This is a genomic window from Leifsonia poae, assembly GCF_050632865.1.
GTDB classification, from domain to species: domain Bacteria; phylum Actinomycetota; class Actinomycetes; order Actinomycetales; family Microbacteriaceae; genus Leifsonia; species Leifsonia poae_B.
On sequence record NZ_JBODSA010000003.1, the window covers coordinates 1,162,641 to 1,186,537 of the forward strand.

Annotated in this window: 21 protein-coding genes and 1 pseudogene; 11 read left to right on the top strand and 11 right to left on the bottom strand. The window is 67.9% G+C overall.

Annotated elements, in window-relative coordinates:
- Window positions 1-12: 12 nt before the first annotated feature.
- The 10 genes from essB to ACRAWB_RS16080 all read left to right on the top strand — a co-directional run bounded on the left by essB (window position 13) and on the right by ACRAWB_RS16080 (window position 11,210).
- Window positions 13-1,164 carry a type VII secretion protein EssB gene (gene essB, locus ACRAWB_RS16035; RefSeq protein WP_431354227.1) on the top strand — a complete coding sequence of 384 codons (1,152 nt, stop codon included), beginning with the start codon at window positions 13-15 and terminating at the stop codon, window positions 1,162-1,164.
- Window positions 1,161-5,645, top strand: coding sequence for a type VII secretion protein EssC (gene essC / locus ACRAWB_RS16040; RefSeq protein ID WP_431354228.1), 4,485 nt, complete (start codon window positions 1,161-1,163; stop codon window positions 5,643-5,645). Before essB ends, essC begins: the two co-directional genes overlap by 4 nt.
- Window positions 5,642-6,082 (top strand): DUF4176 domain-containing protein, encoded by a 441-nt coding sequence (locus ACRAWB_RS16045; RefSeq protein WP_431354229.1) that lies wholly within the window; start codon window positions 5,642-5,644, stop codon window positions 6,080-6,082. Before essC ends, ACRAWB_RS16045 begins: the two co-directional genes overlap by 4 nt.
- Entirely contained in the window at window positions 6,079-6,498 is a 420-nt protein-coding gene (locus ACRAWB_RS16050; RefSeq protein ID WP_431354230.1) for a DUF4176 domain-containing protein, read from the top strand. Before ACRAWB_RS16045 ends, ACRAWB_RS16050 begins: the two co-directional genes overlap by 4 nt.
- A complete protein-coding gene (locus ACRAWB_RS16055; protein ID WP_431354231.1) occupies window positions 6,491-6,808 on the top strand; it encodes a hypothetical protein in 318 nt (105 codons plus the stop codon). The genes ACRAWB_RS16050 and ACRAWB_RS16055 overlap by 8 nt, the downstream gene beginning before the upstream one ends.
- A gap of 293 nt (window positions 6,809-7,101) precedes the next feature.
- On the top strand, window positions 7,102-8,535 hold the full coding sequence (locus tag ACRAWB_RS16060; RefSeq protein WP_431354232.1) for a T7SS effector LXG polymorphic toxin: 1,434 nt from the start codon (window positions 7,102-7,104) through the stop codon (window positions 8,533-8,535).
- Window positions 8,532-8,903, top strand: coding sequence for a hypothetical protein (locus ACRAWB_RS16065; RefSeq protein WP_431354233.1), 372 nt, complete (start codon window positions 8,532-8,534; stop codon window positions 8,901-8,903). The genes ACRAWB_RS16060 and ACRAWB_RS16065 overlap by 4 nt, the downstream gene beginning before the upstream one ends.
- Before the next feature lie 2 nt (window positions 8,904-8,905).
- On the top strand, window positions 8,906-9,256 hold the full coding sequence (locus ACRAWB_RS16070; RefSeq protein WP_431354234.1) for a hypothetical protein: 351 nt from the start codon (window positions 8,906-8,908) through the stop codon (window positions 9,254-9,256).
- A 155-nt stretch (window positions 9,257-9,411) separates the two neighbouring features.
- Entirely contained in the window at window positions 9,412-9,552 is a 141-nt protein-coding gene (locus tag ACRAWB_RS16075) for a hypothetical protein (RefSeq protein WP_431354235.1), read from the top strand.
- A 722-nt stretch (window positions 9,553-10,274) separates the two neighbouring features.
- Complete coding sequence (locus tag ACRAWB_RS16080; RefSeq protein ID WP_431354236.1) at window positions 10,275-11,210, top strand: hypothetical protein; 936 nt, start codon at window positions 10,275-10,277, stop codon at window positions 11,208-11,210.
- Window positions 11,211-11,235: 25 nt separating this feature from the next.
- Here the strand turns inward: ACRAWB_RS16080 and ACRAWB_RS16085 are convergent, their stop codons facing one another.
- The 11 genes and pseudogenes from ACRAWB_RS16085 to ACRAWB_RS16135 all read right to left on the bottom strand — a co-directional run bounded on the left by ACRAWB_RS16085 (window position 11,236) and on the right by ACRAWB_RS16135 (window position 22,222).
- Window positions 11,236-11,724, bottom strand: a complete 489-nt coding sequence (locus tag ACRAWB_RS16085) for a MarR family winged helix-turn-helix transcriptional regulator (protein WP_431354237.1) — start codon at window positions 11,722-11,724, stop codon at window positions 11,236-11,238.
- A gap of 59 nt (window positions 11,725-11,783) precedes the next feature.
- Window positions 11,784-12,539 (bottom strand): alpha/beta fold hydrolase, encoded by a 756-nt coding sequence (locus tag ACRAWB_RS16090; RefSeq protein WP_431354238.1) that lies wholly within the window; start codon window positions 12,537-12,539, stop codon window positions 11,784-11,786.
- Window positions 12,536-13,708, bottom strand: coding sequence for an enolase C-terminal domain-like protein (locus tag ACRAWB_RS16095; protein WP_431354239.1), 1,173 nt, complete (start codon window positions 13,706-13,708; stop codon window positions 12,536-12,538). The genes ACRAWB_RS16090 and ACRAWB_RS16095 overlap by 4 nt, the downstream gene beginning before the upstream one ends.
- 36 nt (window positions 13,709-13,744) lie before the next feature.
- Entirely contained in the window at window positions 13,745-15,535 is a 1,791-nt protein-coding gene (locus ACRAWB_RS16100; protein ID WP_431354240.1) for a thiamine pyrophosphate-requiring protein, read from the bottom strand.
- 34 nt (window positions 15,536-15,569) lie between these two features.
- Window positions 15,570-16,079: a GMC family oxidoreductase gene (locus ACRAWB_RS16105; RefSeq protein ID WP_431354241.1), complete on the bottom strand. Its 510-nt coding sequence runs from the start codon at window positions 16,077-16,079 to the stop codon at window positions 15,570-15,572.
- Window positions 16,043-17,206 (bottom strand): GMC family oxidoreductase N-terminal domain-containing protein, encoded by a 1,164-nt coding sequence (locus ACRAWB_RS16110; RefSeq protein WP_431354242.1) that lies wholly within the window; start codon window positions 17,204-17,206, stop codon window positions 16,043-16,045. Before ACRAWB_RS16110 ends, ACRAWB_RS16105 begins: the two co-directional genes overlap by 37 nt.
- Complete coding sequence (locus tag ACRAWB_RS16115) at window positions 17,203-17,850, bottom strand: gluconate 2-dehydrogenase subunit 3 family protein (protein ID WP_431354243.1); 648 nt, start codon at window positions 17,848-17,850, stop codon at window positions 17,203-17,205. The genes ACRAWB_RS16110 and ACRAWB_RS16115 overlap by 4 nt, the downstream gene beginning before the upstream one ends.
- The gene (locus ACRAWB_RS16120; RefSeq protein WP_431354244.1) at window positions 17,847-18,305 is read right to left on the bottom strand and encodes a hypothetical protein; all 459 of its coding nucleotides are present in this window, start codon (window positions 18,303-18,305) and stop codon (window positions 17,847-17,849) included. Before ACRAWB_RS16120 ends, ACRAWB_RS16115 begins: the two co-directional genes overlap by 4 nt.
- Window positions 18,302-19,651 (bottom strand): NAD(P)/FAD-dependent oxidoreductase, encoded by a 1,350-nt coding sequence (locus ACRAWB_RS16125; RefSeq protein WP_431354245.1) that lies wholly within the window; start codon window positions 19,649-19,651, stop codon window positions 18,302-18,304. Before ACRAWB_RS16125 ends, ACRAWB_RS16120 begins: the two co-directional genes overlap by 4 nt.
- Before the next feature lie 3 nt (window positions 19,652-19,654).
- Window positions 19,655-21,428, bottom strand: a pseudogene (locus ACRAWB_RS16130) (glycoside hydrolase family 15 protein).
- Window positions 21,429-21,454: 26 nt separating this feature from the next.
- Window positions 21,455-22,222, bottom strand: a complete 768-nt coding sequence (locus ACRAWB_RS16135; RefSeq protein ID WP_431354246.1) for an SDR family NAD(P)-dependent oxidoreductase — start codon at window positions 22,220-22,222, stop codon at window positions 21,455-21,457.
- 211 nt (window positions 22,223-22,433) lie between these two features.
- On the opposite strand from ACRAWB_RS16135, the gene ACRAWB_RS16140 reads away from it, so the two are divergent.
- The gene (locus ACRAWB_RS16140) at window positions 22,434-23,807 is read left to right on the top strand and encodes an NAD-dependent succinate-semialdehyde dehydrogenase (RefSeq protein ID WP_431354247.1); all 1,374 of its coding nucleotides are present in this window, start codon (window positions 22,434-22,436) and stop codon (window positions 23,805-23,807) included.
- Window positions 23,808-23,897: the final 90 nt, after the last annotated feature.

The window sequence follows — 23,897 nt, forward strand, 5'->3', positions numbered from 1 at the left end:
CGAGAAGGCCACGTGCTCGAGCTCGAGGCCGGCGCCTCAGTCGTCCACGTCAGCGTGTCCAAGAACGGGTACGACGGTGCGTCCCTCGACGTGATCCGTCGTTACGTCGACGCGCAGGAGACGGACGACGGTCTGACGATCGACTACCCCCTCAGAGAGGGCGAGATCAGCTTCCGGGAGGCGGTCGGCCGCGCGCAGACGCGCCTCGATCGACTGGCCCTCGCTCAGAAGCTGGCCTCGTGTGCGGGGTATCGCGGGGGCTTCCGAGTGCCCGTGATCCATCCGGACAACGTCTACCTCGACGGCGATCTCGTGCGCGTCGTGCACTGCGGTCTTCACGGCATGCTCGAACCGTCGGCCTTCGACGAAGCGCTGTTCCTGCGTTCGTTGCAGGCCATGGTGCTCCAGGTCTTCCGGCCGAAGATCGCCTTCGAGCACATCCTGGACGGGGCGCGCGGCCTCCGGGACGAATTCGCGACGTCGGTGTGGCAGACGACCACCACCGACGAGCTCTTCGCCGTCATCGGCGCTCAGTTGAGGGCTGAGCGCGCACGGGCCGCCGCCACACGGGTCAGCGTGCCGAAACGTCGCTACGCGCTGTACCGCATCCTCGGCGCTCTCGGGGTCATCGCCGGCCTGGTCGCCGGGGTGTTCGCGTGGCAGGCGGAGGCACAGAACCGCCTGCAGACGGCCGTCGTGGCATCGCAGGCCCGGTTCCTCGCGAGCGACTACGCCGGTACCCTCGACGCACTCGACGGCTATGCCGCGGCGTCGCTGCCGGCGTCCGCGAAGTACGTGCTCGCGGTATCGAGCATCAACCTCAACGACCTCACGGCCACGCAGAAGCAGGCGATCCTCAACAACGTCTCGGAGAAGTCCGACGACGTCACGCTGAACTACTGGATCGCGCTCGGCCGTGGCCAGCTGGACCACGCGCTCGACCTCGCGAAGAACCTCGGCGACGCCCAGCTCACCCTGCTGGCGTACACCGACCTCTACCAGGCGACCAAACTCAACACCCGCATGGCCGGCGACGAGAAGCAGAAGCTGCTCGACGAGTACACGAAGGCCATCGACGAGTTGACCAAGAAGCTCGGGGGTCCGGGTGCCGAGCCGGCCCAGACCACCGAGGCGGCACAGACCAGCGAGGCGGCACAGAAATGACCGTCTTCGACACGGAGCCGGTCGCCGAGAACCGAGCGGCCCTCCTCGACTCCCGGCTCGATGCGACCGAGCTGCTGTACCTCGTCTACGTCCTCGACGGTGAACGAGCGACCACTCTCTCGCTCACGGTGGAGCGGCCGCTCGTCGACCATCAGGGCCACAAGCTCAGTGTGGTCAATGACGCGCTCTACGTGGACGGCGACCGGATCGGCGACGGACTGCACACGCTGGGCGACGTCACGTGGCTTGTCGCCTCCGCTTCCGATGCCCGCACGCGGTTCTTCACGATCGACCGTGGCGCCGAGCTCGTCGTGGGTGACACACCCGTCGCCGCTATCAGGGCAGGCGGGTCGCCGCTTCTGACCCTGCACGAGGACTCCCTGATCGTCGATCCGAACGGACAGCTGGTCTATGTCGACGGCGTCGCGGTCCGAGGCCGGCAGCTCTTCGACTTCGAGCCCGGGACGGTGGTCCTGACCGAATCCTTCCTGCTCGAGAGGCGCCCGACCCAGTTCAAGATCACGCCCTTGCGGGCCGACGTCGTGATCGACGACGGCAAACTACTGATCCAGCAGCCGGCAAGCGAGTTCCCGCCGGATTTTCCGGACTATCGCCGCTCGCCGAAGCTGAACCTGGAGGTCGAGGAGGCGGAGTTCGGACTCCAGGGTCCGGATAAGCCGGCCACGGCATCCAAGAGCGGCGGCATCCTGAAGATGCTGGTTCCACCGTTCGCGATGATCGCGGTGACGGGTACGACGACCATGATCTCCGGCAACAACCCGGTGATGCTGATCGGGATGGGGCTCGCCAGTCTGCTGACGGCCTCCTTCACGGTGTCGCAGTACGTCAAACAGAAGAAGGACGAGAAGGCGGCGTCTGCGCAAGTCGAGGAGGACTACACGCACTATCTGGTCAGGACCGTCGCGGACGTCTCCCGCGCAGTGGATGCCGAGCGGCGCGTCCTGTCATATCAGCAGCCCAGCCCGCAGGAGCTCGCCGCGATGGTCGAGCGGTACGACCCGCGGATCTATGAGCGGCAGCGTTTCAACAAGGACTTCCTGACGGTGTCGCTGGGGCTGTCCGATCGCCCCTCGGCGGTGAAGGTCTCGTCGGACGTGAGCGACAAGGATTCCGGCGCCGGCGGACAGCAGGTGAGGGACCTGGCGACCGGCTTCCAAACGCAGCGCGACGTTCCGACGCCGATCGGTGTCGCGGGCCAGACGATCGGCCTGGTCGGGCCGCCGGACGTTGTCACCGACTACCTCCAGGCGCTGCTCTTCCAACTGGCGTTCTTCCACTCGTACCGGGACGTGAACTTCGTCAGCGTCCTCTCCCGCGATGCCTACGCGGCGACGTGGAGGAACTGGAGGCTGTTGCCGCACTTCCGGCTGCTCGAACTCAACATGCGCGGTCTCATCTATACGGAGAAGCTGCGCGACGTGGTGCTGAACAGCTTCTACCAGCTCCTCCAGAAGCGTAAGCAGGCGCTCAAGGACGCGGGCTCGCAGAAGCCCCAGTTCGCTCCTCACGTGGTGTTCACCATCGCCGACGATCGCCTGCTGTCCGGCCACGGGATCAACGAACTCCTCGCCGAGGACATGAGCGAGCTCGGGGTGACGGTCATCTGGTGCAGCGAGGACGCCAAGCTGCTGCCGGAGACCGTGACCGCTCTCATCCAGGCGCCGCACCGCGTGCGAGGAGAGCTCGTCACCGACAACAGCGTGTATGTGGCGACGCCCTTCACGCCGTACCCGCTGCCGGGCGATCTCGAGCACTCGCTCCGCAGGCTCACCAACCTCAACCACCTCGAGGTCGAGAAGAACGCGGTCCCCGAATCGCTGAGCCTGCTCGAGCAGTACGAGGTGTCGACGGTGGAAGACCTCCAGATCGCCGACCGGTGGGCGCGGGCGGAACCGAACAAGTCCATCGCCTCGTTGATCGGCTGGCGTGGCAAGGCCGATTTCGTGTTCTGGGACCTCCACGAGCGAGCGCATGGTCCGCACGCGCTCGTCGGCGGCACGACCGGATCGGGCAAGTCGGAGTTCCTGACCACCTATCTCATCGGGCTTGCGATCAACTTCTCACCCGAAGACGTGGGCATGCTCATCATCGACTGGAAGGGCGGCGGCATCGCCAACACGCTCGACCGGCTGCCCCACTTCATGGGCGCGATCACCAACCTCGACGGCGCGGGCACCGCTCGGGCGCTCGCGAGTATCAAAGCCGAACTCAATAAGCGTCAGCGTGAGTTCGCTGTGTACGGCGTGAACAGCATCAACGCGTACATGACGCTGTACAAACAACGGCACGAACCGAAGCCCGGCATCACCTATCCCACCCGGCCGCTGCCGCACCTGGTACTCGTCTCGGACGAGTTCGCGGAGCTCAAGGCCAACGTCCCCGAATTCCTCGACGAGCTCACGTCGGTGGCACGGATCGGACGAAGCCTCGGCGTGCACCTGATCCTCGCGACCCAGAAGCCGAGCGGTGTGGTGAACGACCAGATCGAGGCGAACTCGACCTCCAAGATCGCGTTGAAGATGGCGAGCGAGCAGGACTCGAACGAGCTCTTGAAGACCACGGATGCCGCCCACATCACCAACCCGGGCCGGGGGTACCTCAAGGTCGGCCAAAACGTGGTCTACGAGCTCTTCCAGAGCGGTTATGCCGGCGTGCCGTACGACCCCGACGCGGAGGTCACGGAGCGGATCGACGACCGCATCTTCACGATCAACGAGGTCGGCCAGTACGAGCTGTTCCACGACCCCGACGAAGAGGTCGAGCAGGGCAAGGACACGAGCGACCTACCCTCGCAGCTGGATGCCGTCATCGACACGATCGTGGACATCTTCACCAGCGACGACGCGCTGACGACGCCCGACAAGCCCTGGCTTCCGAACCTGCCCGCGCGCCTCCCGTCGCCTGAACCGGAGCAGGGCGACGGGCTGAGCGTGCCTCTCGGTCTGCTGGACATCCCGTCCCGGCAGGCGCAGGAGAGCTACGCGTTCGACCTCGCACGCGACGGCCACACCGCGGTGTTCGGCAGCCCCGGCTACGGCAAGTCGACGGTGCTCCAGACTCTTGTCCTGAATCTGGCGAAGGCCCGAACCCCCGAGCAGGTCCACGTCAATCTGATCGACTTCGGCAACAACGGCCTCCTGCCGCTGAAGGACCTGCCGCACGTCGCCGACATCGTCACCCTCGAAGAGGCCGAGAAGCTGGCCAAGATGCTCGACGCCGTCGCAGGCCTTCTCGCCGAGCGGAAGCAGTTCTTCAAGGAGGCCGGTGTGGCGAACCTGGACCAGTACCGCGCCAAGACCGGGGGTGACCTCCCGGTCGTGCTCAACGTGCTCGACGGCTACGACAACCTGACGGCCAACGACCGGCGCAAGGACACGATCGACAACCTCCTGCTCCAGGTGCTGCGCGAGGGCTCCGCGCTGGGCGTGTTCCTCGTCATGAGCGCCAGCCGAGTCGGCGGCGTCCGCATGAACATGCTGAGCAACATCTCCACGAAGCTCTGCCTGTTCGTGAACGAGGAGAGCGAACTCTCCCAGCTGATGGGCCGCGAACGCCTCCAACAGGCCGACATCCCGGGCCGCGGCCAGCTGTTCACCGAGGGAGCCACCGCGATCCAGTTCTACCTCCCGGCCCCGGGCGACGACAGCGCCGAGACCCTGTCCGCGCTCGAGCAGCAGATCGCGGCGCTCGACGCGGCGTGGACTGGGCCGCGTCCGAAGCGCATCCCGATGGTGCCGCAGGAGCTCACGGTGGATGCGTTCGGCACGTTCGAGTCGGTGGATCGAGTGCAGGAACTCGGAGGCGTGGCGTTCGGACTGTCGATGGCGACGACGGAGGCGGTCGGTTTCCTTCCGAAGTCTCAGCCGTTGTTCGTGTTCGCGGCCCGTGATGACGAGCAGGAGGCCGTGTTCCAGGAACTGTTGCTCACTCAAGGCGGGCGGGTTCAGTCGGAGTTCATGGTGGTCGACTTCGACGAGACCTTCGCGCAGACCTTGGATGTGGTCAGCGTCCCGCCGAACTTCAGTTTTGTCGGGGCGAAGGGCGATGCCCCCGACGTCGTCGCGAGCATCGTCGCCTATGTCGCGATGAGCAAGCAGAAAGTGCAGGGCACCTCGATGGTGCTGGTCATCGCGAACCTCCCCGACTTCATCAGCAAGACCGGGCTGAAGGCGGAGGATTTCGCCCTTGCTGTGAAGAACGCGCCGAAGGCTGGACTGGACTTCATGGTTTTCGGCCGCCACGACTATCTCGCGAGGTCGGTCGATGCGATTCCGAAGCTGATCAGGGATCTCAAGTTCACCGGCTTGGTCGGGGCGCGCGCCTACGACAGTGCGCTGGTGAAGACCATGGGCAGATCGGATGAGCCGGAGCCGAGGACGAACGAGCCGTTCTTCGTGCTCCGCGGAGGGAGCGTGTTCGAGAAGGTCAAGCTTCCCCTGATGCGAGGAGGTGCGAGATGAGTGAGCCTCCCACCCTGCTCCCGCTGGGCACGGCAGTGCGCGTCACCGGCGAAGACGGAGTGTTCGTCATCATCGCGCGGGGATTCCAGAAGCAGCCGACGGGATTCTTGGCCGGCTACAAGGGTGTGCCTCACCCTCACGGCGCGGGGGCCGGTTTCCGGGAGATCGTCATCGCGCTGAACAAGATCGCCGAGGTCGTGCATCCCGGATACGAGGACGCCGCGGACGCGCCGTTTGCGAAGAAGCAGCTCGAGAGCGCGAAGTCGCCCCCGAAGGAGCAGCCGCCGATCGCAGAACCGGATCTCGTCATCGACGTGACGAAGCCGGCCGAGGCGCGGGGAGCTGCGCCGGAGCCCGCTGGGCAGACGACCCGGCGTATCGCGAGCGACCCGAGAGACCCGTTCAAAGAGTTACGCACGAAAGGAAAGCGGACATGACAGCGGAACAGCTGGAGCAGACAGTGAAAGAGGCGCAGCCGACGAAGCGGGAATTCCTTCCCCTGGGGAGCATCGTGATTCTGCGGGGGTCAGTGAAGAAGCTCATGATCGTCTCTCGGGCTTCGATCGTGGAGGACGACTTCTTCGATTACGGGGCGTTCTTGTACCCCGAGGGGATGATCGATTCGAACGTCGCGTACTTCAATCACGGCGACATCCACAGGGTTGTGTTCGAGGGTTACGCCGACGACGACGACGAACTCGCGTTGGACATCCTGAACGAGGCTTACCTCCAGTTCGAGCAGGGCGGCCGGGTCTCTGCTTCGGGTACTTCGGACGTGGAGCCCGTCTCATCTACACAGGATGAGGACCCGTTCGCCTCGGTCCGCGACCTGATGGACGACGACGATGCATGAGCAGCGCATCCTCGCCCAGATCCGTGAGCTGGAGGGGGTCGTTCACCGGCTCGAGCGAGCGCGCGAGGCTGCCGACGCCGTCAACATCCAGCGACTTGAGAGCGCTCGCGGCGGGCGCTGGGCAGGTCAGAAGCGCTCCGAGTTCAGGTCTGTCTTCGATGAGGCGCGGTCCGGGCATGCGCGCATCGGTTCTGAGATCGGGGACGCGATCGGCGACTGCAAGAGCAAGCAACGTGCCTTGGCGGCCTCCATCAATCCGATCGAGCATCCGCTGCTCTCGGCCGAGGCGTACCTGATCGCGCTGGGCTGATCGAGCCATGCGGAATGGGAGATAGCAGTGGCTACGAGAGGTATCAAACAGGGCTTTCACCAGGAGACGCGGAAGGTTTCCACGCTGACGTCGGCTGTCGCCGGGATCAAGGACGGGTGGACCAGGGGTGAGCCCCTGAAGGTCCCGGGGGCGCACACAGTTTCCGACATCTTCCACGACTTGTCCGCGCTGATCGCGAAGTACGGCCAGTTGGCGAAGAAGGACACCGATGCATTCGCCCGCTTCGGCGTCCAGATCGAGGTCCAGGACAGTGAGGACGCGAAGCGGTGAGGGTGACCGAGTTTTCGGCGGATGCGTGGCAGGCGTCGGCGCCGGGGTTGCGGCAGGGTCTTGCCGAGCGGATGGACGCCCTGGACAGGCTGACGCAGGGTTTGCAGGCGTTGGCGGGTTCCCGGAACATCAGCGGTGAGGGTGCGGATGCGATGCGTGCGTACATCCGTGAGGTGCATGTCCCCGTCTTGCAGTGCCTGCTGCTCGGGCTCTCGACCTTCCAGACCGCGGTGGGTGTGTACTGGGCCGGGTACCGGCACGTGGAGGCGCACGGGAACTTCCACCTGGTGCGGGATGAGCATCAGGCGCATCTGACCCAACTGGATGCGGGGATGCAGCAGTTGCGAGGCGTGAGCGCGCAGTTGCGGCAGATCAGCGCGGACGCCTCCCACCTGGTGTCGTTGGGCTCGGCGGGTGCGGGCGCGGCGGACCGGGCCGTGGATGAGGTGCAGCGGATGCATCTGATCGTGAAGACCCAGCTGGAGAGCTGGGAGGCGTATGAGGCGTCGGATCCCGGGTTTCGGCGGGTGCAGGAGCTGATCTCCCGGCTGCGCGGGATCGTGAACCGGGTCGGATCCGCGAACGTGGGCCGGGGCCGGTCGTATGTGCCGGGGAGTTTCCAGGGCGAGTTGGCCCCGTTGGGGGAGCTGACCGCGGAGATGAGCGAGTACTGCCGGGACAACCAGGACCTGGCCGCCCAGGGGTGGCAGGACATGTTCGACCAGTACGCGAAAGATGTGCGGGCGGCCGAGGATGCCCGGAGGGAGCAGGCCGGCTGGGATCTGATCTGGGACGCAGTGCAGATCGCCACCGGCGCCGTGGTGACCGCGATCGGTCTCGGGTTGACCCCGTTCACCGGCGGCACCTCGCTCTTTCTGACCGGGCTAGGTGCCGCGCTTGTGGTCGGTGGGATCAACAGTGCGATCAACCACACCTCGATCTGGACCACCGGCAACGACCTCGATCTGGCCGACATGGCCTGCCAGTGGTGGGATGCCAGCGTTGCACGCCCGGTCGCCGCGTGGGGCGGCGACTGGGAAGCCATCGGCGGGTTCCTATCCGGTGCTGGGCACGCTGTCACCAGCATGGCCCAGCTGAACGTGCACCAGGTCGGGATGGGGATCACCGCGTTTGCCACCGACCAGGCTGCACGGGACGCATTGTGGCAGGAGGTCAGTGGGTTCGCGGGCAGGGTGGCTAACGGGGACAAATTCGCCGCCGGACAAGCGCTCGGAGAGGTGGCCGGCCTGCTCATCCCCGGCGCGGCAGCCGGCAAGGCCGCCCGGGCAAGCGGGCTGCTGAACAAAGCAGGTCGAGCCGCCGAAGGGCTGGTGAGACAGCCAAAGCTCCCGGCCACTAACGGGCTGCCGCCAATCTCTCAACGGAGCGTGTCGGTTGCGGGGGCAAAGTCCTCATTGACGGCACAGAGAAGATGAGCGTCGAGGAATGGGAAACGATTCGTCGTTCCAGCGTCCATAACCCGTTGTCTCGTGAGGTCACTCTTGGAAAGTGGGAGGGACCCGACAATCCGAACTCCTACACAAATAGAGCTGCTGCGGCTGGCGAGCGGTACTTCGACCTCGGGGCGGACTGGGACAAGATCAAGCAGCGTCATGGGCTGACGGATGGCGACATGTTCGATCTCTTCAATCGCCCGTTTCTCGATGATGCGATCAAAGACAGCAAGTTGGTCCGGTTCACGCATGATCCGCAAGGCGACCGGGGCGCGCTTGGAAAAGAGCTAGAATATCTTGAAGATCACGGTTACATATACGATCCTAAGACGAAGACGGCAAGGAACTAACGATGGATAAGCGCTTCACCACTGCGGAACTCGCTCGGTTCATCCGCGATTGCATCGGCCCGCGCGGACGCGTGCAGTCTGCTGACAGCGGCTCTGGAGACATTGTCTTCACGATGTACGACGCGTTCGGGTTCAAGTGCGGGCTAGATGACCGCTACGGATCGTTTGGTTTGATTCTTCCTGTAGAGGCGGGCGGGGCTATTCGTTCGTTTTTGGGGCGCGAGATTTCTATGAATTCGGACCCGCAATCAATCCGCGAGAGCCTTCAGCTCGTGGATAGCTATTGCAGGCTGCGTCTGCCCGACAAGTATCTCGAGGTCTTCGACGCGGCCTATCCGCCGGCCAGCGAATAGGTGGATCGGCGTGGTTTCTGACTTGTGGGAACGGCACACGAGTCCTTGACACGTACGTTGCGCGGTCGGTGACCGGTTCCCCGCGGCGTCCGAAGTCCCATAAGTCGACGCAACTACGAATCGATGCCATCGATCACAAGCAATACATTCAATGAATGTCGGACCTGGGCTACTCGGGAGCGGGTGCTGAAGACCTCATCCGTCTCTGGAACGACCCCTCTGAAGTGGCGTTGCGTATCAACGACTTCGTTCCCCAGGAGGACATCATCTCTACATCGATCGGAGTGGGCCGTTGAATATTGAGGACCAGTATGTCTCGGTCGAGCACCGGTTCTCGTTCGGGGAAGAGTTGGAGACCGGGGCCTACTATCTTTCGATCCCGGTGTCTAACGGAATTGTCGACTACGAGGAGTACTACCGACTTCCGGAGTCCGAGTTTCGGGACTTCCTAGCAGAGCCGCAGCACGCAGCTGTCCTTGCCGAGCGCTGCCGCCGACGGGAAGAGGATGAAAGGCTGATCCAGAAGCCTGGGTGGAATCGCGGCACACCGGTGTAGATGACTATGTTCGTGACGGCGCCACCGCCGCAGCCCCTCCGTGCTGATCCCGAGCACGCTCGCGACATGACGGATCGCTTCGAACTCCGACTCGACGAGGCATAACTCCATCCTCCTCAAGGAAGCGGAACCAAAGCCAGGGCGATCTAGCTTCAGCAAGCGGATCCGATTGGTCCTCCGTGCGGTAGACCCGCGAGAAGCAGGGTCTCAACGCGTCATGAAACGCAATTCCGGTCGTCGTGAATAGTGCAGCTCGATCCCGTCATGTGGACGAGACAGACTCGCGACGAATGGCGGACACATGGGGCGACAACGTCGACACAGCACGGCTACCAGTTCTCAATCCATCGACTGGCAGCCGGTCTGGGTTTTAGGCGGTCTTGCGCTGCTCTTCGGTGCGCTTCCGCTGTGGGGCCTTGTTCTGCCGATGATCTGGGGGAGGAGCCATACGACGGATCCAAGATGTTCGCCGTATGTTTTTTCCTCGGTGCTGCGATGGTCTTGATCAGTTGGATTCCTCACGCGGCCCTGATCCAGGATGGGTACCTCCCGAAGTTCGAGCACGAACGGTATGGAGCGGGCCTCCGCTGGTATCTCGTCGTGACGACCACTGTCGCCGGCTCGCTGTTCGGCGTGGCTCCGTACCTGCCGCTCGCTGCGGGCTACGACTTCAGCGTCTCCGTCTTGTGGGGGCGTCATCACTCCGAATATCCGCTGTGGTTGTGTGCCCTGCTCGCGTGGACCGCATGCGCCATCCTGTTCTACCGAACCGGAGCTGGAGTGTGGCGGCGGATGAGAGGAATGAGAGGAGAATCCCCGACCGCGGGCGGCGCCAAAAGCCTAGGGATCGATGTTCAGGAAGACGACGGCTCGGATTCGGACGCGAGTGAAGCGGGAGATGCGGCCGGGACAGCGCCTGGAGGCGTGTACCGACGTCGCCGGGTCCGCGATCAAGCACACGGCGAGCCACCTTTGCCCACGCGGAGGTTCCTCGGCGCGTTGGAAGGGCCGGCATTGATGATTAGCCATGTCGGCTCCTTCTTGTTGGGACTAGTGGTCTGCCTAGCTTTGTTCCAACCGCTGCCGCCGAGCGTGGGGCCATACCTCGCGGTCGCGACCGCAACGGGGATCCTGCTGATCTGGGCGGTGGTTGGCGACCGCTTGGGGAGGCCTCGCGCGTGGCTGACGAATGCTGCCCTTGGGAGCCTCTTGGCGCTCGCCGGACTCGTGCTCGCGATCATCAAGCAGAGTTCGCTGGCCGAGCCAGCGAACTCTTCGGCGCCCTCCTCGATCCTTCGCGGAGCTTTGACCATTGCGTGGCTCGCAGTCGTCGTCGGAGTAATTCACGTCGTTGTCGCCCTGATCGCTTATCGACGCGCGACACGGACAAGCGGGTAGGTCGCTCGTCACTGACAGCGCCGCTTTACGACACCGAGCGGTCCCGCTCCGCCGGCAGCACCAGCGTGAACCGCCCGTCCTCGAACGGCTGCACTCCCGCCGCCGTCGCGAACGCCGCAAACCCCCGGGCCGCCGCCTCCCGCTCGTTCTCCGGCATCGCCGCCAGCACCTCCGCGACCGCGTTGCGGCGGTGGGCGATGACGCGTCCGACCAGGCGCTCGCCCTCCTTCGTCAGGGTCAGCTTGACGTAGCGGCGGTCGGTCGGGTCCTCCTGGCGTTCGATCAGGCCGGCGCGGACCAGCTTCTCGCTCGTGCGGGTGGCGTTGGAGGGGTGGACGCCCAGCTCGGTCGCCACGTCGCCGGGGTTCTGCGGGCCTCGCGTCGCGATGAAGACGAGCACGCGCAGCTGCGGCGAGGTGACGATGTGGTCGACCTCCATCACCGAGCGCGCGGCGACGTGCATCAGGAAGTCCGCCGCGCGGAGGGCGGCCTCGAGCGGGTCCTCGTCGGTCACCCGTCCTTTTTACCGTGGATGCGTTGCGAACGTGCAATACTTGCGCGAAATTCGCGCCGTCACTCCGCCAAGAAGTCCAGCACCCGCTGCCAGTGCCGCCCGATGATGTCCGCGCCGCCGTCCACCCTCTCGACCCGCGCCTGCGGGGCGATGCCGGCATACCACTGCGCATCCTGCACGGTCGCGTACGCGACGGTCGTTCCGTACAGGATGAGCGTTGCGGTGTCGATGCGCCCCCATTCCGCCTCCGGCATCTGGAAGGCGTGGCGGTCGGCGAGGACGCCCGCGTCGCCCTGGGTGGCCGCGGTGTCGAGCATCCGGCGCACCCGGTCCGGGTAGCCGAGCGGTTCGCCCGGGCCGCCGGTGAGGACCGGCTGTCCGGACCTCCGGAGCGCGTCGGCCGCCCGGGAAGGGGCCGGCGCCGCGACGAGCGCCAGGCGATTGACGAGCTCGGGGTGGCGCGCGGCCAGCGCGGTCGCGTAGATACCGCCCTCCCGCCAGCCGACGACGCCGATACCGCCGTAGCCGGTTCCTGCGGCGTTCCGGGCACCGGCCTCCGCCTCGCGCAGGTATCCGGCGAGGTCGTCCGCCCAGCCGTCGACGCCGGGCTCCGAGGGGTCCGTCGCTCCGTAGCCCGGGCGTTCGAAGGTCAGCAGGTGGATGCCCGACCGCGCGGTGACGTCGGGCGCCGGGTCGAAGCCGGAGGCTCCGGGGGTGGGATGCAGCAGTACGGCCAGGCGCTCGCCGGCGGGATCGCCCAGCCCGGTCATGCCCGCTTCGCGGCCGCTGGGGAGCCGCACCAACCGGTACGTCATCGTGATCGTCCTCCTCCTTCTTCTTCTGCTGCTCCATCGGTGGCCCGGGTAAACGCGGCGACACGGTACGGCCGCGCGTCCGCCTCCTTCAGCGTGAGCCCGTGGCCGGGGGCGGAGCGGTCGGGCACCAAGGCGCCGCCGCGCAGCGCGGGGACGCCGTCGAAGAACGCGCCGGAGATGCGTGCATGGTCGTGGAAGTACTCGACGTTGACGACCCCGTCGAGCCCGGTGGCGACGGACGCGTGCAGCGCCGGTGCCGTGTGGGCGCTCAGGGGGATGCCGAACGCGCGAGCCAGCGCTGCGGCGTCCCGGAAGCCGGTGATGCCGCACCGCGTCGCATCGGCTTGGAGCACGTCCACGCATCCGCCCGTCAGCAGATCGCGGAAGTCCGCGGGCGTGTATGCGTACTCGCCGGCGGCGACGCGGATCGGCGCGGGCATGCGGTCGCGCAGCAGCCGCAGGCCGGCGCGGTCGTCGCTCGACACCGGCTCCTCGAACCAGGTGACGCCGAGGTCGGCGAACTCGGAGGCGAGGTGCAGCGCCTGCTTGCGCTGGTAGGCGCCGTTGGCGTCGACGAACAGCTCCACCTCGGGACCGACGGCCTCACGGGCGAGGGCGACGCGGCGAGGGTCGTCGCCGGCATCCGAGCCCACCTTCAGCTTGACGGCGCGCAGGCCGTGCTCGGCCCACGAACCCAGCTGCTCGGCCAGCTCCTCGTCGGTGTAGTCGGTGAAGCCGCCGCTGCCGTACGCGGGCACCGTGTCGTGCGCACCGCCGAGGTGCTGCACCAGCGAGACACCCGCGAGCCGTGCGGCGAGATCGTGCGCCGCGATGTCGACGGCGGAGATCGCGGCGGCGCAGAGCCCGCGCCAGCCCGCGTTGCGAACGGCGCGGGCCATGGTCCAGAAGATGCGCTCGGTGTCGCGCGCATCCATCCCGTCGATGGCCGGCCACAGCAGGTCACGCACGATCGACAGCGCGGCCGATGGCGCGTGGGTGAAGCCCATCCCCGTCTCGCGCCCGGCGGTCAGCCGGACGACGATGAGCCCGGTGTCGCTCCAGGCGAGGGTGCCGTCGCTCTCCGGGCGCTCGCGGCCGCCGAACGCCGTCGGGATGACGAACGCGTCGACCGTGATCGCCCGGAGCCGGGCATCGGGGTCACTTGCCATCGCCGTCGCGGTCGTGATCGAGGTGCAGCGCGTCCTTCACCCGCTCCACCCCTCGGTGATCAGCGAGGTGGCCGAGTCCTTGATCGCGCCGACGCCGTTCGGGTCGCCCTTCAGCAGTGCGAGACCGGTGTTCTTCGCGAACTCGTACGTGATGTGCGGCGGCAGCGGCGGGATGTTCTTGCCCGTGTACGCGTCGATCACGGTCACGCCGCGGTGCGCGAGCGCGGTGTCCCAGGCGGCCTCGACCTCGTCGTCCGAATGCACGGCGATCCCCTGGAATCCCAGCAGCCGCGCCCAGCCGGCGTAGTCGACGGACTCGACGTCCTGCGAGGTCGGCCAGACGGGGTTGGCGTCCTCGGTGCGCATCTCCCACGAGACCTGGGTCAGGTCGTCGTTGTGCAGGACCAGCACCACGAAGGTCGGGTCGTCCCAGTTTGCGAGGTACTTCTTCAGGGTGATCAGCTCGTTCATCCCGAGCATCTGGAACGCGCCGTCGCCGATGGTGCAGACCACGGTCCGGTCCGGGAAGGCGAACTTGGCCGCTTCGGCGTAGGGCATGGCGGCGAGCATGGAGGCGAGCCGCCCGGAGAGGTCGCCGCGCATCCCCTCCCGGAGGCGGATGTAGTGGCCGTACCAGTCGGCGGTGGTGCCGGCGTCGCAGGTGACGATGGCGCCGGCAGGGAGACGCTTGTTCAGCTCGGCGTAGACCTTCCGCGGGTTCACTCCGTCGTCGTAGTGCTTCTCGGCCTGGGCGGCGAGCTCGTCGTCCCAGTCCCGCATCTTCGCGGCGACCTTCTCCTGCCAGGACAGGTCGTCCTTCTGACGCAGAAGGGGGAGGAGTCCGGTGAGGGCCGTCTTGACGTCCGCCCAGATGCTCACCTCGGTGGGATACCGCAGCCCCAGCTGCTCCGGCCGGATGTCGATCTGCACGGCCCGCGCCTGTCCCGTCTCCGGCAGGAACTGGCCGTACGGGTAGTTGGTACCGAGCAGCACGAGCGTGTCGCACTCGCGCATCTGGTCGTAACTGGGCCGCGAACCGAGCAGGCCGACCTGCTGGGTGTGGAAGGGGATGTCGCCGGGCACGACCTGCTTGCCGCGCAGCGAGGTGACGACGCCGGCGCCGGCGAGCCGGGCCGCCTGCAGCACCTCCTCGGTCGCACCGTCCGCACCCGCGCCGACCAGGAAGGTGACCCGCTCGCCCGCGTTGATGATGTCGGCGGCGGCCTGCAGCTGCTCGAGCGGGGGCGCGATCGCGGTCGACGGCGCGACAGCGCTGGATCGCGACACCCACATCTCCGCCCCCGGCTCGGCCATCTTCAGCCCCTGGACGTCGTGCGGGAGGATGATCACACACGGCTGCTTGCGGGTGATCGCGGTGCGGAACGCGGTGTCGACGACGGCCTGCGCCTGCGCCGGCGACACGATCGTCTGCACGTATTCGGCGACGTCGTCGAAGGCGCGCTCGAGGTTGCTCTCCTGCTGGTTGAAGGTGCCGAAGGAGTTGAGCCCCTGCTGGCCGACGATCGCGACGACCGGCTGGTTGTCCATCTTCGCGTCGTACAGGCCGTTCATCAGATGGAAGCCGCCGGGGGAGGAGGTGGCGATGCACACGCCGACCTCGCCCGTGAACTTCGCGTGCGCCGTGGCCATGAAGGCGCAGATCTCCTCGTGCGTGGGGCGGATGTACTCCAGGCCCTCACCCGCGCGTTCCGCCTTGCCGAGCATCCCGTCGAACTCGCCGATCCCGTCGCCGGGGTAGCCGAAGACGCGGCGCACGCCCCACTCCCGGAGCCGGCCGATCACGAACTCGCTGACCGTCTGTGCCATGTGCTTCTCTCCTTCTGCGTTCGCGCCCGCCCGCTCACGGCTCCGGGCGCTCGATGAGCCGGTCCGCAGCGCGCGCCGCGACGGCCATGATGGTGAGGGCGGGATTCGCGCTGCCCTGCGTGGGCAGCACGCTCCCGTCGGTGATGAGCAGGTTGGGGACAGCGAACGTCCGGCAATCCGCATCCACAACCCCTTCCGTCTCGTCGGCGGCCATGCGTGCGCCGCCGACGAGGTGCGCGTAGCGCTGGACCGTCATGGTCTCCTGCGCCCCGGCCGCCTCGAGGATGCGCTCCATCGTCGCCTGCGCGGCCTTGGCCAGCGCGCGGTCGTTGTCGCACTGCGTGTACGAGAAGTGCGCGACGGGGAGTCCGTAGCGGTCGGTCTCGTCGGCGAGCGTCACCCGGTTGTCCGGCTGCGGCAGGAACTCGCACAGTGCTCCGAGGCAGGCCCAGTGCACGTAGTCGGACATGTAGCGGCGCAGGTCGGCGCCCCAGTGGCCCTGCGCCATCACGTGCTCCGCCCACGTGATCGGCAGCGGCGACACCGTCTGGATGGAGTACCCGCGCTTGTAGGGTTTCGCCGGGTCGGTCTCGTAGAACTGCTCGGTGCTGACCTCGGGCGGGGGCGCCTTCCACATCCGGATCTCGTCCGGGAAGCGGCCGGCCGTCTGCGGCGCGCCCTGCACCATGAGGTAGCGCCCGGCCTGGTCGAAGTCGTTGCACATCCCGTCCGGGAAGCGCGCCGATGTCGAGTTGAGCAGCAGCCGGGGGTCTCGATCGAGTATCCGGCGACGGCGACCATCCGCGCCCGCTGGAACCGCGGCACCCCGTCGCGGAAGTAGTGCACGCCGGTCGCGCGCCCGGTCCGCTCGTCGAACCCGATGGACGCCACCATGCTGTCGGCGCGGACCTCTGCGCCGTGCTCCAGCGCGTCCGGGAGGTGCGTGATGAGCGGGGACGCCTTGGCGTTCACCTTGCAGCCCTGGAGGCAGAAGCCGCGGTAGATGCAGTGCGGGCGGTGGCCGAAGCGACCGTTCGCGATGGCGACCGGCCCGACCTTCGCGGTGACTCCGGCCGCCTCCGCGCCGCGGAGGAAGGTCTCGCCGTTGCCGGAGACGGGATGTGCATGATGCGGGTACGAGTGCGGGTCGCCCCAGGGCCAGTCCTCGCCCGCGACCGGCAGCTCGTTCTCGATGTCGGCGTAGTAGCGCGCGAGGTCGCCGTAGGCGATCGGCCAGTCGGCTCCCACCCCGTCCGTCGTGAGGGTGCGGAAGTCGCTCGGGTGGAAGCGCGGCGTGTACCCGGCGTAGTGGATCATGGACCCGCCCACGCCGCGTCCCGAGTTGTTCGAGCCCAGCGGCACCGGATCGCCACCGCCGATCTGCCGCGGTTCCGTCCAGTAGAGGTGGTGGGATCCGGCCTCGTCGCTGACCCAGTCGCGCTCCGGGTCCCAGAACGGGCCGGCGTCGAAGGCGACCGCGCTCCATCCTGCGCGCGCGAGCCGTTGCAGCAGCACCGAGCCGCCTGCTCCGCAGCCGATGATGGCGATGTCCACCTCGTCCGTGTCGGCGTACCGCCGCATCCCGTCGAGGAGGTCGGGCCGGGTGCGGGACCCGTCGGGCGTGAGCAGCCAGGCCGAGGCGTTGCGGTCGCGCACCGTCGACGCGCTCACGATCCGCCCCCGACGCGCGTGGCGGGCAGCTCGGCAGGATGTGCGTCCGGGACCTCGAAGGGCTCGCGCTTGCCCACGCCGAGGTTCTTGTAGCCGCGCGGGTAGGCCGGCCCGTCGAAGCCGATCTCGTCCCAGGCGTCCGGGTGACTGTAGAAGGCGGTGCACGCGTATCGGGTCCACAGACTCCAGACCTGGCCGCGATGGAAGCCGCGCCAGTCGCCGTCGCCCGTCCGGATCGCCTCGAGCAGGGCGTGGCGCTCTCCACGGCTGCACGCGGCGAACGTGCAGCCGTGCGCGTCCCGTGCGTCGTCGTCGAGCGCGGCGAGCGTCTGGTGCCAGGCATCCGCGTCGGTGGGCATGCTGTCGTAATGCCAGCCGTCGGTCTGGCTCTCGGCGAGGCGAGCGTCGACCAGCGCGGTGACCGGGACCCGGCCGTCGCCCTCCTGATCCAACAGCTCGTCGAACAGGGCGGTCGCCGCGGCCTGTTCGACGACGTCGAAGAAGCGGATGTCGGACGGCCGGCCGACGCGGGCGAGCACGACGGAGCGGGTGGCGTCGTCCCAGTGGTCCGCCTGGTCGAGCACGCGGAACCCCGGGAACCGCACGGGCACGGACGTCCCGCGCTGGACCGGCGGCGTGCTCATTTCTCCCGCCTCAGGATCGCGGCGAGCAGCCCCATCCCGCCGACCATGGTGACCAGCAGCGGCGCGAGCAGGGGCGGCCCCATCTCGACGTTGTAGCGGAGGTTGCGCCAGCCGCCGGGCTTCTGCCCGATCCCGCGCGCGTGCAGGTACGTGCCCTGCAGGCCGTTCGCCACGATGGTGGCGGCGGCGATGGGCAGCAGGGTCTTGGCCGCGCGCTTGCTGAACACGCCGGCGACACCGGCGATCGCACCCACCGGGCCGAGGACGACGGGCGCCCACATCCACGGGTTGCCGAAGCTCGCCTTGTCGTGCTCGAAGTAGATCTCGGCGGCGGTCACCAGCGACCCCGCCGCGGTCAGCGCCGAGAGCGACCGTTCGAAGCGGCCGGTCTCGACGTTGCGCACCATCCGGTCGATCCCGTGGACCGCAGTGCTCGCGTGTCTGCGTGACGTCATCCCTCGTCCTCCTTCTTCTCCGCCGCCTGTTCCTGCGCGACGCGCCGGAACGGCTCCCTCGGGTCCTCGAAGACGCCGACCGGCGCCGCATCCCGCCGGGTCAGCCCGTTGCCGATCCACCCGAGCACCAGCCGCAGGCGTCGGCCCGGATTCGGCAGCGCGAGGGCGTGGTACACCTTGTCGACCGCCCAGGCCGGGACGCCCCGCAACGGGACGCCCCGCAGGACCGCGGCCCCGCGCATCCCGCCGTAGCTGGCCAGCGTGCCGAGCGACCGGTGCCGGTACTCGGTGGGCGGCCGGTCGTCGAGGGCGAGCCGCAGGTTCGTCGCGAGCACGCGCGCCTGTCGGATCGCGTTCTGCGCATTGGGCGGGTAGTAGGCGGGCTGCTTCGAGGCCGTCAGGTCGGGCACCTGGGCGTCGTCGCCGAGCCCCCACGCGCCCCCGACCGGCGTGCCGTCGTCGCGGACGACCCGCAGGCAGGCGTCGCACTGCACGTGCCCCTTCGGGCCCCGCGGCAGGTCCGTACGGTCGAGCACGGGGTTGGGCGTGACCCCGGCGACCCAGACGATGGTGTCGGCGGGATGCGTTTCGCCGTTGTTCAGCGCGACCTCGCCGTTCTCGCAGCTCGTCATCTCGGTGTGCAGCAGCACCCGGATGCCGCGGCGCCGGAGCAGCCGCAGCGTCCACGCGGACAGCGCCTCGGTGAGCTCGGCGGCGATGCGCCCCGCGGCCTCCACCAGCAGCCACTCCATGCGCTCGCCGTCGAGCTCCAGGTAGCGGTCGAGTTCCGCGGCGGCCAGCCGCTGCAGCTCGGCGATCGCCTCCACCCCGGTGTAGCCGCCGCCGACGAAGACGAAGGTCAGCGCGCGGCGACGCTCCGCGCGGTCCGCGGTCGCGGCGGCGAAACGGATGCGACCCAGGATGTGGTCGCGCAGGTACGCGGCCTCCTCGACGCTGGAGAAGCCGATCGCGTTCTCCGCGAGCCCCGGGATGGGGAGCGTCTTCGTCACCGCTCCCACGGCGAGGACCACGTGGTCGTAGTGCAGAGCGCGCTGTGTGCCGTCGAGCGCGCGGACCACCGCGAGGCGCGCTCCCGAGTCGAGCGATTCCAGCGAACCGGACACCACCTCGGCTCGCCGGAGCGGGCGGCGCAACGGCACGACGGTGTCACGCGCCTGCGTCTCGCCGCCGGCGACCTCGGGCAGCAGGGGCTTGTAGGTCAGGTACGGCGCCGGGTCGACGACGGTCAGCCGGATGCGGCCGGCGGCGGCATCCCGTCGCAGGCTCCGCGCCAGCGTGAAGCCGGAGAAACCGGCTCCCAGGATCAGGATGTGCGGCGTGCTCATCGTTCACTCCTCGCCGATCGGGATGGGCTGGTGGGTGGTGCTCACCTCGCCGGAGAGCAGGTGGAAGGCGCTGCGGATCAGGGCGAAGTGGCTGAACGCCTGGGGCATGTTGCCCAGCTGCCGAGCGCTCGACGGGTCCCATTCCTCGCTGAGGAGGCCGACGTCGTTGCGGAGGTCGAGCAGGCGGGTGAACAGCGCCTCCGCCTCCTCGCGCCGCCCGGCGCCGATGAGCGCGTCCACCAGCCAGAACGAGCAGGCGATGAAGACGCCCTCCTCACCGGGAAGCCCGTCGTCGCTCGCCTGCGGCCGGTATCGGAGCACGAGCCCGTTCTCGGTGAGATCCTGTATGACGGCGTCGATCGTGCCGATCACGCGCTTGTCGCCGGGCAGCAGGAAGCCGACACGCGGGATCAGCAGCAGGGACGCATCCAACTCGTCCGAGCCGTACGCCTGCACGAAGGTGTTCCGCTTCGCGTCGTAGCCGTTGGCGAGGATGTCGCGACGGATCTCGGCCCGCAGCCGCTCCCACCGCCGGACGGGACCCGGCAGGTCGTAGGAGCGGGCGCCGTCGATCATGCGGTCCACCGCGACCCACGCCATCACCTTGGAGTACGTGAAGTGCCGCTGCGGGCCGCGCATCTCCCACAGGCCGTTGTCGGGCTCCTTCCACCGCTCGGCCAGGTGCTCGATCAGGCTGAGCTGGACGTTCCAGGCGTCGTCGTCGCCGGAGCCGATCGTGGAGCGGGTGAGCGAGAGGCCGTCCAGCACCTCCCCCAGACGTCCAGCTGCAGCTGCTCCGAGGCGGCGTTGCCCACGCGGACAGGGCGAGAGCCCTCGTAGCCGGACAGCCAGTCGATGGTCTCCTCGGGGAGCCGGCGCCGTCCATCCAGCCCGTACATGATCCGGAGGTCGGCCGGGTCGCCGGCGACGGCGCGCACCAGCCAGTCGCGCCAGGCGCTGGCCTCGTCGGTGTATCCGGCGGTGAGCAGCGACTGCAGTGCGAGCGTCGCATCCCGCAGCCAGCAGAAGCGGTAGTCCCAGTTGCGCGGGCCGCCGATCTGCTCCGGGAGGGAGGTGGTCGGCGCGGCGACGATGCCGCCGGTCGGGGCGTAGGTGAGCGCCTTGAGCGTGACGAGCGAGCGCTGGATGGCGTCCTTGTGCGGACCGTACGCCGTGCTCCTCGCGCTCCACCGGCTCCAGAACAGCTCCGTCGCGGCCAGCGTCTCCTCCGCGTCCGCCGGAGTCGGCTCGGGATCGTGGCTCGGAAACCACGTCATCACGAAGGCGACGCGGTCGCCCGGCTCGACGGTGAACTCGGACACGGTCTTGAGATCGCGGCCCTCGAGCGGGACGTCGGCGGTCACGAGCACCGCGTCCGGCCCGGCGACCGCGCGGACGCCGGACTCGGTCTTCGTCACCCACGGCACCACCTCGCCGTAGTCGAATCGGAGCACGAGCTCGGTGCGCATCGGAACCGTGCCCGAGACGCCCTCCACGATGCGCACCAGGTCGGCCACCTCGTCGCGCACGGGCATGAAGTCGATGACGCGGACGTGCCCGTCCGCCGTCTCCCACTCCGACTCGAGGACGAGCGTGTCGCCGCGGTAGCGCCGGCGCGTGCACCGACCGCCGTCGACCGGTGCCAACAGCCACCGTCCGGCGTCCTCGGTGTCGAGGAGTCCGGCGAAGCAGGCGGGGAGTCGAATCGCGGCAGGCAGAGCCAGTCGATCGAACCGTCCGCCGCGACCATCGCCGCGGTGTGGAGGTCGCCGATCATGGCGTAGTCCTCGATCCGGCTGGCCGTCACAGTCCCGCGCTTCCCTGCATGATGCCGCCGTCGACGAAGACCGTCGTCGCCGTCATGTACGACGCGGCGTCGGAGAGGACGAAGGCGACGACGTCCCCGATCTGGGCCGGGTCGGCGACCTCGCGCAGCGGGATGCTGTTCTCCAGCTTCTGGCGGAGGGAGTCGTCCTTCATCGTGGAGGCGTTGATGGGCGTGTTCACCGCCCCGGGGGCGACGTTGACCACCCGCACCTTCTGCGGGCCGAGCTCGACGCCGGCCGTGCGGGTGAGCATCCGCATGCCGCCCTTCGAAACGCAGTAGGTGAAGTTCCCCGGCATCGGCCAGTCCTCGTGGACGGAGGATATGTTGACGACGACGCCGCCCGCGCCCTGCTCGATGAAGCGCTTGGCCGCCCGCTGGGTGCCGAACACCGCGCTCTTGAGGTTCACGGCCATGACCTTGTCGAAGGTCTCCTCCTCGACCTCGAGCAGGCTGTGACGGTTCTCGATGCCCGCGTTGTTGACGTAGCCGTCGAGCCGGCCGAACTCGTCGACGGCGGTGGAGATGAGCTTGTCGATCCCCGCGACCGTGCTGACGTCGGCCTCGACGCCGACCGCCCGGCCGCCCTGAGCCGTGATGTCCTTCACCAGATCGGCCGCGTCCTCCGGCCGGGAGACGTAATCGATGACCACCGCCGCTCCGGCGGCCGCCAGGGAACGCACGATGGCCGCTCCGATCCCGCTGTTGCCGCCGGTGACGACGACGCTCTTCCCGCTCAGGTCCACGGATCCTCCTTCGTTCGCCGCCCATTGAACCCGTCGCTTGCGTAAAGGCAATCGTTTCTGAGCGGGCTTGAAGGCGGCATCAGGGAAGGCGCATCCTGTACGTCCTGTCGACCAGGGGTGCACGGCGTGGACGATGTGGCGATCCGCATGCTCCTTCGACCCCGTATTCTCGACACTGGGCCAGACCCGTTCAGCGAAGAAGAGGAGCGACATGAGCTACGCCGTGACCAACCCCGCCACCGGCGAGACGGTCAAGACCTTCGACACCATCAGCGACGAGGACCTGCAGGCCGCCATCGCCGCCGCCGACAGCGTCTTCCGCACCTGGTCGCGATCGACCACCGTGCAGGAGCGCGCCGCTCTCGTCCGCCGCGTCGGCGAGCTCCACGTGGAGCGCCGGCAGCAGCTGGCGGACATCATCGTGCTCGAGATGGGCAAGCCGGTCGAGCAGGCGCTCGCCGAGGTGGACTTCGCGGGTGCGATCTACGAGTACTACGCGGACCACGCGGACGAGTTCCTGAAGGACGAGCCGATCCAGCTGCTCGACGGCGACGGCTCCGCGGTCGTGCGGCGCTCGGCGCTCGGCGTGCTGCTGGGCATCATGCCGTGGAACTTCCCCTACTACCAGGTGGCCCGCTTCGCCGGACCGAACCTGGTGATCGGCAACACCATCCTGCTGAAGCACGCGGAGCAGTGCCCCGAGTCGGCCGCGGCCATCCAGCAGATCTTCCTCGACGCGGGCTTCCCGGAGGGCGCCTACGTCAACATCTACGCCAGCCACCCGCAGATCGAGACCGTGATCGCCGACCCGCGCGTCCAGGGCGTCTCGCTGACCGGCTCCGAGCGCGCCGGTGCGAAGGTCGCCGAGATCGCCGGCCGCAACCTGAAGAAGGTCGTGCTCGAGCTGGGCGGCTCGGACCCCTTCATCCTGCTCTCGACGGACGACCTGGATGCGGCCGTGCAGAACGCGGTGGACGCGCGCCTCGACAACTCGGGCCAGTCCTGCAACGCCGCGAAGCGGTTCGTCGTGATCGACGACCTGTACGACTCGTTCCTGTCAAAGTTCACCGAGAAGCTGGCGGAGGTGGAGGCGTCCGACCCGACGAGCGAGGAGTCCGCGCTCGGCCCGCTCTCGTCGCTCAAGGCGGCGGAGAACCTGGACGAGCAGGTCAAGCGCGCTGTCGAGAACGGCGCGACCCTGGTGCGCGGCGGCGGCCGTAACGGCGCGTTCTTCGAGACGACCGTGCTCACGGACGTGACTCCGGAGAACCCGGCGTCGAAGGAGGAGTTCTTCGGACCCGTCGCGCAGGTGTTCCGCGCGAAGGACGAGGACGACGCGGTCCGCATCGCGAACGACACTCCGTTCGGCCTCGGCTCGTACCTCTACACGACCGACAAGGAGCAGGCATCCCGTGTCGCCGACCGCATCGAGGCCGGCATGGTCTTCGTGAACGTCGTCCTCGCCGACGGTGCGGAGCTGCCCTTCGGCGGCGTGAAGCGCTCCGGTTCGGGCCGTGAGCTCGGCCGCTTCGGCGCCGACGAGTTCGTGAACAAGAAGCTGATCCGCGTGGGGAACGACTGGTAAGCAACCCCTGAAACGGCGGAGTCCGCGGCCGATCCGGTCGCGGACTCCGCCGTTTCGAACCGGTCGCGGTACGGTGTGCGTGGAGGTCCC